The sequence below is a fragment of the Rhodomicrobium vannielii ATCC 17100 genome, assembly GCF_000166055.1.
Classification (GTDB): domain Bacteria; phylum Pseudomonadota; class Alphaproteobacteria; order Rhizobiales; family Rhodomicrobiaceae; genus Rhodomicrobium; species Rhodomicrobium vannielii.
In genome coordinates, this window is sequence record NC_014664.1 from 2,971,815 (window position 1) to 2,985,238 (window position 13,424).

Genomic DNA, 13,424 nt, shown 5'->3' on the forward strand with positions numbered 1-13,424 from the left:
TTTTTCGCTAGATAAGACAGTGGCGGCGGGTTTATGAACTCGCCGTAGTTATTCTAAAACAAGAAGGCGCACGACAATGCCGGACTATCGCTCCCGTACCTCGACCCATGGCCGCAACATGGCGGGCGCTCGCGGTCTCTGGCGGGCAACCGGCATGAAGGACGGCGATTTCGGCAAGCCGATCATCGCTATCGCCAACTCGTTCACGCAGTTCGTGCCGGGCCATGTGCATCTGAAAGACCTGGGCCAGCTCGTCGCGCGCGAGATCGAGAAGGCGGGCGGCGTCGCCAAGGAATTCGACACCATCGCCATCGACGACGGCATCGCGATGGGCCATAGCGGCATGCTCTATTCGCTGCCCTCGCGCGAGATCATCGCCGACTCGGTGGAGTATATGGTCAACGCGCACACCGCCGATGCGCTCGTCTGCATCTCGAATTGCGACAAAATCACGCCCGGCATGCTGATGGCGAGCCTGCGCCTCAACATCCCGACGATCTTCGTTTCCGGCGGCCCGATGGAAGCGGGCAAGGTCACGGTCGGCGGCAAGACGCACGCAGTGGACCTCATCGACGCCATGATCAAGGGCGCGGACCCGAGCGTGTCCGACGAGGTCGCCGAAGCCTACGAGCGCGACTCGTGCCCGACCTGCGGCTCGTGCTCGGGCATGTTCACCGCCAATTCCATGAACTGCCTGACCGAAGCGCTCGGCCTTTCGCTGCCCGGCAACGGCACGATGCTCGCTACCCACGCCGACCGCAAGGAGCTGTTCCTCGAAGCGGGGCGGCGCATCGTGGCCATCACCAAGCGCTATTATGAAGGCAACGACGCGAGCGTGCTGCCGCGCTCCATCGCTAATTTCGAGGCGTTCGAGAACGCGATGACGCTCGACATCGCCATGGGCGGCTCGACGAACACCGTGCTGCATCTGCTCGCCGCCGCGCAGGAAGCGGAGGTGCCCTTCACGATGACCGACATTGACCGGCTGTCGCGCCGCGTGCCGTGCCTCTCCAAGGTCGCGCCGAATATTGCCGATGTGCATGTGGAAGACGTGCACCGCGCGGGTGGCATCATGGGCATCCTCGGCGAACTCGACCGCGGCGGGCTTATCAATCGCGGCTGTGGCACCGTGCACGCGCCGACTATCGCCGAAGCGCTCGACAAGTGGGACATCGCGCGCACCAATTCGCCCGAGGTGCAGACGTTTTACAAGGCCGCGCCCGGTGGCGTACGCACGGTCGAAGCCTTCAGCCAGGCTGCGCGTTGGGACGAACTCGACGCCGACCGCGCGAAAGGCGTCGTCCATTCGGTGGAGAACGCGTTCTCGAAGGACGGCGGCCTCGCCGTGCTGTTTGGCAATATCGCGCTCGACGGCTGCATCGTGAAAACGGCGGGCGTCGACGCATCGAACCTCACCTTTACCGGCCCGGCCGTGATCTGCGAGAGCCAGGAAGAGGCGGTCGAGAAGATCCTCGGCGGCGCGGTGACGGAAGGCGACGTGGTGCTGATCCGCTATGAAGGGCCGAAGGGCGGCCCGGGCATGCAGGAAATGCTCTATCCGACGAGCTATCTCAAGAGCATGGGCCTCGGCAAGAAATGCGCGCTCATCACCGACGGGCGTTTTTCGGGCGGCACATCAGGGCTTTCTATCGGCCATGCTTCGCCGGAAGCGGCGGAAGGCGGCGCGATTGGCCTTGTCGAGCAGGGCGACATCATCGTGATCGACATTCCGAACCGCGTGATTCGCGTCGATCTGTCCGACGAGGTTCTGGCGAAGCGCCGCGCGGCGATGGAAGCGAAGGGCGCGGCGGCATGGAAGCCCGTCAGCCGCGTTCGCCATGTGAGCCAGGCGCTTCGGGCGTATGCGGCGCTGACGACGAGCGCGGCGCGCGGCGCGGTGCGCGATGTATCGCAGGTTGAGCGCAGGCGCTGACGGCGGCCGCGTTCAGCGCCCTTCCGTCCGGGGAACCAGTGTGAAGCCGTAGTAAAGGTGCACGGGGCCGACGTTTATCCGAAGGTCTTGCTTGCACCATCGGCTTTGGCCGGTGTGACGGTCATTCCACGCTGCCCCGTTTCCCGCTTAACCGGCGTAAGGCATAGTTGGACGGTTCCGAAACACGCGGCGCGCCGAATATAAAAAAGCCCCTGCGGGTTGCGCCGGGGCTTTTTTTATTTTCGGGTTCTTCCTGACGGCAGCGAGCGCAAGTTGCGCATCTCGTGGGTCAGCCTATTCGTCTGTTTTCGGATCGATCGTTGCCGCCACGGCAGGCGCAGCGTTCGACAGCGCAGCGGTTCCGCTCCGGCCCGTGTAAGTCTTCACCGGGGCCGGTTCGCCGATCGGACGGCGGCGGCGACGGCGCGGCAAGGGATCGCCCTCGGGCGCGCCGTTGTAAGCCTCGCCATTCGCAACGCCGTTGGCCGGCTGTGGCGCGCTTTCGTCTCCGCCGCTCGACTGCGGAGGAAGCACGACCGGTTGCTGCAGGAACTGCGGAAAAGCGTTCTGCGGTATATAAGGCTGCGGCTGCTGATGCTGATTGTAAGCGGGGACGCGCTCTGGACGTTCTGCCCGTTCGACGCGTTCAGGACGCTCAATTCGCTCGGGACGTGGCGCGCGCTCCGGTCGCTCAACGCGTTCGGGACGCTCGTTACGCTCCGGGCGCTCGGCGCGTTCGTTACGCTCTAGCGGCTGAAAGCGCTGCTGCTGAGGAGCAAAATCTTCCCCGTCGTCATCGTCATCGGAGTCGAAATCACGGGAGTAAGCATCCTGCGCGCCGAATCGTCCAGAGCCGCCATTGACAGGCTGCTCGCCGCCAGGGTTCTGAGCCTGCGCAGCAAGGATGATGCGGTTGTAATGCTCTGCATGTTGAAGATAGTTCTCGGCCGCGACGGAATCGCCTGAGGCCATCGCATCACGAGCAAGAGACGTGTATTTCTCGGCGATATGCATCGCCGTGCCACGGATCTTGACGTCGGGACCACTCGATTCGTAGTTCCGGCTTATGGAATTCTGTGGCTTGCGGCCGCCGCGATTACGGCCTCTGCGGCTTTGCTGTCCTTGCCTCATGGGTCCTGTCTTGTCGAAGGTCACAAAAGCTCACCTCATGCAGAAACGGCACGTTGGGTGCCGGTCAATGCCTGCAACAGTAAAAATTCTCAGTCCAGCCTGCCTGTCAGTTCAAAGCAACGCTAACTTGAGAAGCAGATGTTTATAGGCTCCGCACAGTAAGGAACGTGACCCACTGATCCCGCCGATGCTCAAAGTCAGCACCCGGTCTTAGCATCAGTTTTTTGGTAGCCTACGTTCCTATGCCTCGTCGTCTTGCAACCGCTGCGGGGTTTGACGAAGCCGCCTCTGCATTGACCCTATCCCGATCCAACCGGATTTCCAACCTTTTTTTTGCCGGGTCCCGCGTCACCGCCCGACTGTCTCACTCCTGCAACGGCCCGCTCGATCCCCGCCAGATCCAGGAATATTTCCGTTTGGAATCCGGCATCAAGCTCCGTCACCATGTCTCGAACCGATCGGGCCTGACGATGTCCCGTCTCGAAAATCAGAAGCCCTGGCACACGCAAAAGGCGCGAAGCTTGCGGCACTATATCCCGGTACGCCTTAAGCCCGTCTTTTCCCCCGTCCAGCGCAAGCGCTGGGTCGAAATCCCGCACCTCGGCGCACAACCCCGCTATGTCGGCGGTTTCAATGTAAGGAGGATTACACGCGATGATGTCGAAAGTTGCATCGGCAAGCGCTACGCCCCAGTCTCCACAAAAGAAAAACGCTCGGGACGAGAGGCCAAGCCGCGCGAAATTCGCCCTTGCCGTTCGAAGCGCGCCTTCGCTTCGATCGACGCCGACGCCGGTCGCTTTCGGCAACTCTGACAGCAGCGCGGCAAGGATGCAGCCCGTCCCGGTCCCCAAGTCAAGGATGCGAAGCGGCGCATTCGCGAGATCATGCTTGCGGCACCACGCCAACCCTGCATCGACGAGAACCTCCGTGTCCGGACGAGGATCGAGCGTGTGTGGCGACAGTCCGAACGGCATACCCCAGAACTCGCGCGTCCCTACGATGCGCGAAACCGGCTCGCCCGCAAATCGCCGTTGCGCCACCGCAATGGCGCGGTCCAGAATTTCCGGCGGAAGCGCAGTATCGCGCTTCGTGACAATTTCTTCCGACGAAAACCCGGCGGCATATGCCGAGAGAAGCCGCGCATCGAGCGCCGCCGACTCGATGCCAGCCTGCCGGAACCGCTCGGCGAGATAGCGCACCAATTCCGCGAATGTCGTCATCCGTGCTCCAAGGCGCGCGCTGCTTCAGGCATGGACCGTGGTTTCCGCCGCAAGCTGACCAGCCTGACGCTCCGTGATCAGCGCATCGATGATCGTATCGAGCCCTTCGCCTTCCATGATCTGCGGCAGGTTGTAGAGCGTCACATTGACGCGATGATCGGTCACGCGACCCTGCGGGAAATTGTAGGTGCGGATGCGTTGCGAGCGGTCGCCGGAGCCGATTTGATCCTTGCGTTCCGCTGCGCGGGCCTCATCGATGCGCGTGCGCTCCATGTCAAACAGGCGCGCGCGGAGCACCTGCATGGCGCGTGCGCGGTTCTGATGCTGCGATTTCTCGCTCGACGTCACGATGATGCCGGTCGGGATATGGGTGATGCGAACCGCCGAGTCGGTCGTGTTCACGTGCTGGCCGCCCGCGCCGCTCGCCCGCATGGTGTCGATGCGGATGTCCTGTTCGCGGATCTCGACGTCGACTTCCTCGGCTTCCGGCAGCACGGCCACCGTCGCTGCCGAGGTGTGGATGCGGCCCTGATTCTCCGTCTCTGGCACGCGCTGCACGCGATGCACACCCGATTCGAACTTCATCCGCGCGAACACGCCCTTGCCGCTGATGCTCGCCACGATTTCCCTGAAGCCGCCTGCGTCCGCGTCGCTGACCGAAAGCACGTTCACTTTCCATCCCTTCAGGTCCGCATAGCGCTGGTACATGCGGAAAAGGTCCGCAGCGAACAGTGCGGCTTCCTCGCCGCCGGTGCCCGCGCGAACTTCGAGGATGGCGCTTTTTTCGTCCGCCGCGTCCTTCGGCAGCAGCATGATCTGAAGCTCGTGCTCCAGCTGCTCGACGCGCGGCTCGGCCGCCTCCAGTTCCTCGCGCGCAAGCTCGGCCATGTCCGGCTCGGCCGCCGGGTCTTCGATCATCTGGCGGAGACTATCGCGCTCTTCCTCAGCGGCTTCGAGCGTCTTGATCGCCGCGACCAGCGGATCGAGGTCCGAAAATTCCTTCGAGAGTTTCTTGAACGTCTCCTGATCGCAGCCTTCCGAAAGCTGCGCCTGGATCGTTTCCCAGCGGCCAACGAGCCGCTTCAGTTTGTCTTTCGGTATGGATGCCATGGATCGATCCCTGTTCATCACGTCCGGAACCACGACCGGCGCGACGAAATTTATTTTTGGCCTGATCGGCTGGTGCTCACTGCACTAGGCGCGTGAGCAACCCATCCCGGCCACTAGATATCAATGTTTTCCTTCCGCGCAAACTCGGTCAACTCGCGCCGGATGGTCGGGCAGTTTCCATCGACGAGGCCGTTCAGCGTTTCGCCGAGCTTTTTCGTGTCGAGGGAAAGCACCATGGCCTTGATGGGGCCAACCGATGCCGGCGCCATCGAAATTGAGCGGAAGCCCAGCCCGAGCAGCGCCATTGCATCGACGGGCCGCCCAGCCATTTCGCCGCACAGCGCGAACTCGGTCTTGTGCGCAACGGCCTTTGCCGCGATTTCGCGCAGTACCTTGAGCGCCGACGAGTGCAGCGGATCGAACCGGCGGGCGACGCGGTCGTTTTCGCGATCCGCGGCGAACAGGAATTGAAGCAGATCGTTGCTGCCAACCGAAATGAAATCCACCAACGGAAGGATCTGGTCGAGCTGGTAAAGGATGGCCGGAATTTCGACCATCACGCCGACGCGCATCTCCGATGGCAGTTCGTGGCTGTGCTTCTTTGCGTGCTCGACTTCCTTGTCGATGAGCGCCTTCGCGCCGAGAAGCTCGGAAACGTCGGCGATGAAGGGCAGCATGAGCGAAAGCTCTCGCCCCGCCGCCGCGCGCATCAGCGCACGGGCCTGCGTGCGGAACAGCGCGGGCCTGTCGAGTGACATGCGGATCGCGCGCCAGCCCAGCGCCGGGTTTTCTTCCTTCACGCGCCGCAGATAGGGCAAAACCTTATCGCCGCCCACGTCGAGCGAGCGGAAGATGACACGCCGCCCGCCCGCCATATCGAGGATGCGGTTATAGGTTTTGCGCTGCTCTTCCATCTTCGGGAAGCGCGACGCGACCATGAACTGAAGCTCGGTGCGGTACAGGCCGATGCCATCCGCGCCGCTCTGGTAGAGATGCGGCAGATCGACGGTGAGCCCGGCATTCATGTTGAGCAGAATGCGTTCGCCGTCCTTCGTGATCGCCTGCACGTGGCGGAGCTTGGAGAAGCGGGCTTGTCGCCGCGCGCGAAAACGCGCCTTGTCGGCATAGGCGCGGATGAGTTCGAGCGACGGGCGAACGTGGAATTGCCCGGTTGCAGCGTCGAGGATCGCGGGGTCGCCATGGTCGGCGATCGACAGCACGTCCGGCACCTGCACGAGCACCGCGAGATTGAACGAGCGCGCCACGATGGACACGTGCGATGTCGCGCCGCCCTCCTCGATGACGAGGCCGCGCAGCTTGCGCGGGTCATAGCTCAGAAGCTCGGCCGCTCCCATGTTGCGGGCGACGAGAATGGCGTCGTTCGGCAGGCGCTCGACGTGCGTCTCCTGGCCTTGCAGCGTGCGCAGCAGCCGGGTCGACAGGTCGTCGATGTCGTGGCTGCGCTCGCGCCAGAAGTCGTCGCCGACCTTCATGAGCTGCGTGCGCATGTTCTGCTGAACGCGTTCGACCGCCGCTTCGGCCGTGAGACCGGCCATCACCGCGTCGCGCATGCGCCGCGCCCAGCCTTTGTCGTTCGCCAGCATTTGCACGGCTTCGAGAACGGCCTGGTGCTCGCTGTCTTGCGGCGAGTCCTCGTGTTCGAGATGGCGCTTGATGTCGTCCTTGAGGCGTTCGAGCGCGTCTTCGAGACGCTTCAGCTCCGCCGGGATGTTGTCCGCGAAGAATTTCAGCACAACGGGGCGCGGCTCGTGCAACGCGATGTGGCCGAGCGCCAGACCGTCAGCGAGCGGCGTGCCCTTGATCGTGACCGAAGTTTCGCGCCGCCCCGGCGAGTGGGATACCGCGCCCGCGAAAGCGCCCGATCCGATGAGTTCCGCTAGCACCATGGCCGTCGTTTCAAGCGCCTCCACCTCTTCCGTCGTATAGCGTCGCTCGATCTTGTTCTGCACGGTGAGCACGCCGATGGTACGCCGCTCGCGCACGATCGGTACGCCGAGGAAGGAGTGGTAGTTCTCTTCGCCTGTCTCAGGCTTGTAGGAGAATGAGGGATGCTTCTGAGCATCAGGCAAATTGATGGGTTGTCCCCAGTCGGCGATGAGACCGACGAGACCCTCGCCCTTATTCATGCGGAGCGCGTGAACAGCTTCTTTCTTCAGCCCTTCGGTGGCGAAAAGTTCGAGCGATTCATCCGGCAGGCGGACATAGATCGAGCTCACCTCGGCAATCATGTTCGAGGCTATGACTTTTACGATGCTGTCCAGCTTGGCTTGCGGCTCTGACGCACTCGCCATGATTGCCCGCAAGCTTCGGATCAGCACCCATGGGGGACGTTGAGTCCAGGGCATCTGCCTGGTTCCAATAACCTGTTAGGTTGCGAGGGTTAGGCGCCCCTGCCACGCGAGCGCCCAGCTTGTCGTTTCAGGTTCGGTCGAGGCCGAACAAGCTATGCAGCGTGTTCACCGCCTCCTCGGTATGCGCCGCGCCGATGAGTACGCTGATCTTGATCTCCGACGTGGATATCGCCTGAATGTTGATGCTCTTGCCGGCGAGGGCCTGAAACATCTCGGCGGCCACACCGGCATGGCTACGCATGCCGACGCCGATAACCGACACCTTCACCATATCCGTGTCGCCGCGAAGGTCGCGATAGCGGATGGTGTCCTGATTATCGCGCAGCACCTGAAGCGCGCGCGGAAGCTCCGCTGCGGCCACGGTAAAAGTGAGGTCGGTCTTGCGACCATCCTCGGAAATGTTCTGCACGATCATGTCCACGTTAATGTTCGCTTCCGACAGCGGCACGAAAATGCTCGCGGCGACGCCCGGCTTATCCTCGATGCTCAGCACCGTGACCTTTGCCTCGTCTTTCGCGTATGCAATGCCGCTGACAACGTGATGTTCCAACATTTCCGTTTCGTCGCAAACGAGCGTCCCGCACATTTCGGATATTCCGGAGCGAGCGGGTTCGCATGATTCAGGGTTATCGAAGCTAGAACGAACTTGTACACGCACGCCTTGAGCCATTGCAAGCTCGACAGAGCGCGTCTGAAGTACTTTAGCTCCCAAAGACGCCATTTCCAGCATCTCTTCATACGAAATGCGCGGAAGTCTTCGGGCGTCTGGCACAAGCCGAGGGTCCGTTGTATACACGCCATCGACGTCGGTGTAGATGTCGCACCGCTCGGCCTTGAGGGCGGCGGCCAGTGCGACGGCGCTCGTGTCGGAACCGCCGCGTCCGAGTGTGGTTATACGTCCTGAAGGGGCGATGCCCTGGAAGCCCGCCACGACGGCAACTTCGCCGCCTTCGACGCTCGCGAGCAGGTCGGCGGTTTCGAGGCGATCGATGCGGGCGACGCTGTGCGAGCCGTCCGTGACAAGCGGGATTTGCCACCCCTGCCAAGATCGCGCCTTGACCCCGATGGACTGGAGGATGATCGCCATCAGCCCCGCAGTGACCTGCTCACCCGACGACACAACGGCGTCATACTCGCGCAGGTCGTAAAGCTCGTGCGCTTCCTTGCACCACCCCACGAGCTGGTTCGTGTGGCCTGCCATGGCGGAAACCACGACGGCGACGCGATTGCCGGCCTCGACCTCACGCTTGACGTGGAGCGCCGAATTTCTGATGCGGGCGATGTCTGCGACGGAAGTTCCGCCAAATTTCATGACGAGCAGCATGGGACTGGCTATATGTGCGAGAGTGAAAAATAGCGGCGCGAGCGTACGTAGATTTCGCGCAGCAGGAGATCAGGAACGCCATTGATGGGGATTGAGGCAGAAACACGGCAAAGTCCGTCTCTGGACGCGACAGAGTTGCGGCATTTCGAGAGTCTCGCGAAAGAGTGGTGGGACGAGCGAGGCAAATTCAGCGGTTTGCATGCCTTCAATCCTGCGCGGCTCGCATTTATTGTGGCGGAAGTCAAGCGCTGGCGAAAGGGCCAGTTCAACGAATTCCGCCCGCTTCAGGGTCTTGATGTTGTCGATATCGGCTGCGGCGGCGGCATCCTTTCGGAACCGCTGGCGAGGCTGGGCGGTACTGTAACAGGAATCGATCCGGTAGAGGAGTCCGTCGGCGTCGCCCGCGCGCATGCGGCGAAGCTAGGCGCTCCCGTCACCTATCGCAACGTCACCGCCGAGGATCTGGCGCGCGAGGGACTCACCTTCGATGTCGTCGTCGCCTCGGAGGTGATCGAGCACGTCGCCGACCCGCAGTCTTTCCTGAAGACGTGCCGCAGCCTCGCGAAGCCTGGCGGGCTGATCGTCCTGTCCACGCTGAACCGCACGTCCAAATCCTACGGGCTCGCCGTGTTCGCTGCCGAACGTATCCTCGGCCTCGTTCCCCCCGGCACGCACGACTGGAAGAAGTTCATCAAGCCGGACGAACTTGCGGGCGCGTTGTCGGATGCGGGCTTCGCCGCCACGCGCCGCGCGGGCATGATCTACAAGCCGCTCTCCGGCTCGTGGACGCTGTCCGACACGGACCTCTCGATGAACTACCTCATGTCCGGCGAGGCCGTGTGACGCTTCCCTGCCGCATCCGCGCGCCCGGTCCCGGCGACGAGGCCGGCTGGCGCAGGCTGTGGCAGGGCTATCTCGCATTCTATGGCGTTGCAGCTCCGCCCGAAGTGACCGACGAGCTTTGGCGGCGCATTCTGGAGCCTCGCGAGCCGGTGCATGCGCTCGTCGCGGAAACGCGCCTCGGCTTTTTCAGCGCGGGTCAACTTGTCGGCTTCGCGAACTACGTTCTGCACGCGCACACGCTCGGACCGCAACCCGTGTGCTACATGGAAGACCTGTTCGTCGCGGACGACGCGCGCGGAGAAGGCGTCGGCCGAGCCCTCATCGAAGCGCTGATCCACAAGGGGCGCGTCGAGGGGTGGCCGCGCGTCTCCTGGCACACGCATGAGGCGAACGAGCCGGCCCGCGCGCTTTACGACAAGATTGTGCCGCGCGATCCGTTTATCCGCTACAAGGTGAAGCTCAAGTAAATCCGCGCGCAGAGACCATCGCTATTCGAACCACAAAGCAGAAACCGCTTTCTGCTAAATCTGGTTTGAATTGACCGATGGAGACGACTGTGGTCCGGGTTCGGTTCTTCAGGGTGGTACTGGCGCTTCCGGCGGTGCTTTTTCTCGGCGCTCTCCTGATGTCATACGCGTCGGTGATCGACGTTCTTACGTTATTCTTTCTGCTATGGATGGCGGCACTCATCCACGTTGTCTTCCTCTTTGCCTTCCGCTGCCCGCGCTGCGGCGCCTCGGCCTATGCGATGCATGCCGAGCACGGCATCAGGGCGGCGCTGCCCGTGCCGAACCGCGTGTGCGTGAACTGCGGATACGATTTCATAAAAGGTGAGATCGCCGCCGAGGATGCGGTTGCCGAACCCGCACCGACGCTGGCGAAAAGCTCGTCCGAGGCCGATTGGCGGGAACTCAAGATACCGGCTGAACCTTCAGCGGAAGTGCGCACCAGCGTGGCTCATGGCCGTTCACGCCGAGCAGCCGCATCAGGTCGTCGATCGCGATCGTCGTCGTCATGGTATTGACGAGCGGGTGAGCGCTGACCGTTTTCGACGCGCACATGCGTTCATCGAAAATCGGCCTGACGCGCCGCTCCGTATCGTTCACCAGCGCGAAAGGCGTAACGCTGCCGGGCAGCACCTTCAGAGCCGCACCCATCGTCTCGGGCGACGCAAAGGAAAAGCGCCCGTCCGCGCCGAGCTGCTTCGCGAGCGCTTTCAGATCGAGCGGGGGCGTAAGCAGGTGCATCGTGACGAGGTAAAGCTGCTTTGCCTTGTCCTCGACCACGATATTCTTGACCGGAAACTCCCAGAGCGACATGTCGCGGTTCGCAAGCCCTTGGGCGGTGTGCACTTCCTCGTGCTCCACCGTCTCGTAAGCAATGCCGAGCGATGTGAGAAGCCCGAAGAAGGCGCGCCAGTCGTTCATGGTAATGCGTGTCAGCCCACCGCCTTCAGCGTTGCGCCCTTCGGCATCTGCACCACGCTCACCTCGAAATCGCGTGCGTGATCCAGCGCCGGGATGCGGGCGCGTACGCGGTCCACTTCCTCCGGATCGATATCGGCGACGATCACGCCCGGATCGGTGTCGCCCTCGGCGATGATTTCACCCCATGGCGAGATGATGAGGCTGTGCCCGAACGTCGTGCGTCCGTTTGCGTGGCGGCCGCCTTGCGCGGCGGCGAACACGAAGCAGCCGTTTTCGATGGCCCGCGCGCGAAGCAGCGTATGCCAGTGCTTTTCGCCTGTGACCTTCGTGAAGGCCGACGGCGCGGTGAGGAACTTCGCGCCCGCCATGGCCAACGCCTTGAATTGCTCCGGGAAGCGGATGTCGTAGCAGGTGGCGACGCCGAGTGCGCCCCACGGAAGCTGCGCGACGTAAGCCTGCGTGCCGGGAATGAACGTGGCGGATTCGCGGTAGGATTCGCCGCTCGGCAGATCGACGTCGAACATGTGGATCTTGTCGTAGCGGAGCACGATGTCGCCGTTCGGCGTGAACAGGAACGCGCGGTTCGCCGCCTTGTTCTCGCCGATCTTCACCGCGATGGAGCCGATATGCAGCCACACACGCAGCGTCTTGGCGAGGTGGGCAAAATGCGCCACGCCTTCCGTTTCGGCTTCGGGAACGATCTTTTCGAGGAGGTGCGGCGCGTCCACCTCCATCAGGAGCGTGTTTTCCGGCGTCTGGATGTAATGCGCGCCCTTGCGAGCCGCATCGCGTATCAGCGCTTCCGCCTCCAGAAGATTATCTCGAACGTCTTTCCCCGTCCGCATCTGGACGAGGCCCACTCGAAACGGATCTCTGTCGGCCATGCTCTTGCCTGCTCCTTAAAAAGTTTGTCTCATTTTGCTCAGCTTTGCAGCAGAGGATCAAGTTCGCCTTTCGCATCCAAGGCATGAAGGTCGTCACATCCGCCAATATGTCGCGATCCGATGAAGATCTGCGGAACGGAGGTTCGACCGCCCACGAGGTCCGACATCGCGGCGCGCTTGGCCCGATCCGACACATCGATTTCGTCGAAGGCCACGCCCTTGCGTCCCAGAAGGGCTTTCGCACGGCGGCAATAGGGGCAGGACGGCGTGGTGTAGATGGTCACTGGCTGCATTTTGTATTTCCTGGCTTTCAGAACCGCAAGCAGATGGTGTGCGAAGCGCCGCTGGTCCAGAGCCGGGAGCGTCAGCTAAAGCACATCGCCGCCTTCGTCAAGGAAGTTGGTTGCACCGTGCCAGACAAGCGCGACTGCGAGTATGTCCACCGCGCGGGCACCCGCCGCAAGAAGCGCCGTCGAGCATGCGTTCGCGGTCGCTCCGGTGGTAATGACGTCATCGACGAGCAGCACACGCTTTCCGGCTACGGCGCGCCGTCCGCTCGCGCCGACATTGAACGCTTCCGCGACGTTTGTTCGGCGCGCGTCGTGTTGAAGGCCGACCTGCGCCTTCGTTCGCTTCGTCCGTTTCAGCGCCATGACCGAAGCCGGAACGCCCGAAGCTCGGGACAGCCCCTTCGCCAGCAGCGCCGACTGATTGAAGCGGCGTTGCAGGAGCCGGAACCGGTGCAGCGGCACGGGCACGATCAAATCCGCATCGGCCAGCAGGTCGCGCCCCGCCTCGCGCGTCAGCCGAAGAAACAAGGGCAGCGGCTCGTGCCGATCCTCGAATTTGAACCGCACGATAAGTTTACGGATCACGCCGCCGTAAACGCAGGCCGCCCGCGCGCGGTCGAAAACGGGCGGATCGGTGAAAGCCTGCGCCGAGAGATGCGGGCCGCTGTCGTCATAGCCGGGGAGCGGAATGCCGAGCCTGTCGCAATACGGCGCTGTGATCGGAACGAGGTCGCCCCAGCATTTCGCGCAAAGGAGGTTGTGCCGCGTGACTGGCGTGGCGCATGATACGCAGACGGCGGGTAGGATGAGGTCCGTCGAGTAGCGCAGGCTTTCGGCGGCGAAGCGGGCAACGGGCTGGAACATCTGCAACGCGAGGAAGAATGAATTTA

The 13,424-nt window shown here is 62.7% G+C and carries 12 protein-coding genes; 3 read left to right on the top strand and 9 right to left on the bottom strand.

The window, feature by feature from the left end:
- Window positions 1-76 precede the first annotated feature (76 nt).
- Entirely contained in the window at window positions 77-1,933 is a 1,857-nt protein-coding gene (gene ilvD / locus RVAN_RS13735) for a dihydroxy-acid dehydratase (protein ID WP_013420314.1), read from the top strand.
- 294 nt (window positions 1,934-2,227) lie between these two features.
- Here the strand turns inward: ilvD and RVAN_RS19130 are convergent, their stop codons facing one another.
- The 5 genes from RVAN_RS19130 to RVAN_RS13760 form a co-directional block, all read right to left on the bottom strand.
- Complete coding sequence (locus RVAN_RS19130) at window positions 2,228-3,064, bottom strand: DUF4167 domain-containing protein (protein ID WP_081449481.1); 837 nt, start codon at window positions 3,062-3,064, stop codon at window positions 2,228-2,230.
- 299 nt (window positions 3,065-3,363) lie between these two features.
- On the bottom strand, window positions 3,364-4,284 hold the full coding sequence (gene prmC / locus RVAN_RS13745) for a peptide chain release factor N(5)-glutamine methyltransferase (protein WP_013420316.1): 921 nt from the start codon (window positions 4,282-4,284) through the stop codon (window positions 3,364-3,366).
- Window positions 4,285-4,308: 24 nt separating this feature from the next.
- A complete protein-coding gene (prfA, locus tag RVAN_RS13750; protein ID WP_013420317.1) occupies window positions 4,309-5,394 on the bottom strand; it encodes a peptide chain release factor 1 in 1,086 nt (361 codons plus the stop codon).
- A 113-nt stretch (window positions 5,395-5,507) separates the two neighbouring features.
- Complete coding sequence (gene ptsP, locus RVAN_RS13755; protein WP_013420318.1) at window positions 5,508-7,760, bottom strand: phosphoenolpyruvate--protein phosphotransferase; 2,253 nt, start codon at window positions 7,758-7,760, stop codon at window positions 5,508-5,510.
- A 73-nt stretch (window positions 7,761-7,833) separates the two neighbouring features.
- Window positions 7,834-9,090 carry an aspartate kinase gene (locus RVAN_RS13760; protein ID WP_013420319.1) on the bottom strand — a complete coding sequence of 419 codons (1,257 nt, stop codon included), beginning with the start codon at window positions 9,088-9,090 and terminating at the stop codon, window positions 7,834-7,836.
- 84 nt (window positions 9,091-9,174) lie between these two features.
- Here RVAN_RS13760 and ubiG point away from each other — a divergent pair, with 84 nt between their 5' ends.
- Window positions 9,175-9,933 carry a bifunctional 2-polyprenyl-6-hydroxyphenol methylase/3-demethylubiquinol 3-O-methyltransferase UbiG gene (gene ubiG, locus RVAN_RS13765; RefSeq protein WP_013420320.1) on the top strand — a complete coding sequence of 253 codons (759 nt, stop codon included), beginning with the start codon at window positions 9,175-9,177 and terminating at the stop codon, window positions 9,931-9,933.
- A complete protein-coding gene (locus tag RVAN_RS13770; protein ID WP_013420321.1) occupies window positions 9,930-10,400 on the top strand; it encodes a GNAT family N-acetyltransferase in 471 nt (156 codons plus the stop codon). The genes ubiG and RVAN_RS13770 overlap by 4 nt, the downstream gene beginning before the upstream one ends.
- Before the next feature lie 444 nt (window positions 10,401-10,844).
- Here RVAN_RS13770 and RVAN_RS13775 read toward each other — a convergent pair whose 3' ends face one another.
- From RVAN_RS13775 to RVAN_RS13790, 4 genes are all read right to left on the bottom strand, one after another.
- A complete protein-coding gene (locus RVAN_RS13775; RefSeq protein ID WP_013420323.1) occupies window positions 10,845-11,360 on the bottom strand; it encodes a prolyl-tRNA synthetase associated domain-containing protein in 516 nt (171 codons plus the stop codon).
- Between the two features lie 11 nt (window positions 11,361-11,371).
- Window positions 11,372-12,244 carry a carbon-nitrogen hydrolase family protein gene (locus RVAN_RS13780; protein ID WP_013420324.1) on the bottom strand — a complete coding sequence of 291 codons (873 nt, stop codon included), beginning with the start codon at window positions 12,242-12,244 and terminating at the stop codon, window positions 11,372-11,374.
- Window positions 12,245-12,282: 38 nt separating this feature from the next.
- A complete protein-coding gene (gene grxC / locus RVAN_RS13785; RefSeq protein ID WP_013420325.1) occupies window positions 12,283-12,537 on the bottom strand; it encodes a glutaredoxin 3 in 255 nt (84 codons plus the stop codon).
- Between the two features lie 75 nt (window positions 12,538-12,612).
- A complete protein-coding gene (locus RVAN_RS13790) occupies window positions 12,613-13,398 on the bottom strand; it encodes a ComF family protein (RefSeq protein WP_013420326.1) in 786 nt (261 codons plus the stop codon).
- Window positions 13,399-13,424 lie beyond the last annotated feature (26 nt).

Coding starts and splice junctions, on each gene's coding strand:
- ilvD (WP_013420314.1), top strand. CDS start 77: ATGCCGGACTATCGCTCCCGTACCTCGACCCATGGCCGCAACATGGCG.
- RVAN_RS19130 (WP_081449481.1), bottom strand. CDS start 3,064: ATGAGGCAAGGACAGCAAAGCCGCAGAGGCCGTAATCGCGGCGGCCGC.
- prmC (WP_013420316.1), bottom strand. CDS start 4,284: ATGACGACATTCGCGGAATTGGTGCGCTATCTCGCCGAGCGGTTCCGG.
- prfA (WP_013420317.1), bottom strand. CDS start 5,394: ATGGCATCCATACCGAAAGACAAACTGAAGCGGCTCGTTGGCCGCTGG.
- ptsP (WP_013420318.1), bottom strand. CDS start 7,760: ATGCCCTGGACTCAACGTCCCCCATGGGTGCTGATCCGAAGCTTGCGG.
- RVAN_RS13760 (WP_013420319.1), bottom strand. CDS start 9,090: ATGCTGCTCGTCATGAAATTTGGCGGAACTTCCGTCGCAGACATCGCC.
- ubiG (WP_013420320.1), top strand. CDS start 9,175: ATGGGGATTGAGGCAGAAACACGGCAAAGTCCGTCTCTGGACGCGACA.
- RVAN_RS13775 (WP_013420323.1), bottom strand. CDS start 11,360: ATGAACGACTGGCGCGCCTTCTTCGGGCTTCTCACATCGCTCGGCATT.
- RVAN_RS13780 (WP_013420324.1), bottom strand. CDS start 12,244: ATGGCCGACAGAGATCCGTTTCGAGTGGGCCTCGTCCAGATGCGGACG.
- grxC (WP_013420325.1), bottom strand. CDS start 12,537: ATGCAGCCAGTGACCATCTACACCACGCCGTCCTGCCCCTATTGCCGC.
- RVAN_RS13790 (WP_013420326.1), bottom strand. CDS start 13,398: ATGTTCCAGCCCGTTGCCCGCTTCGCCGCCGAAAGCCTGCGCTACTCG.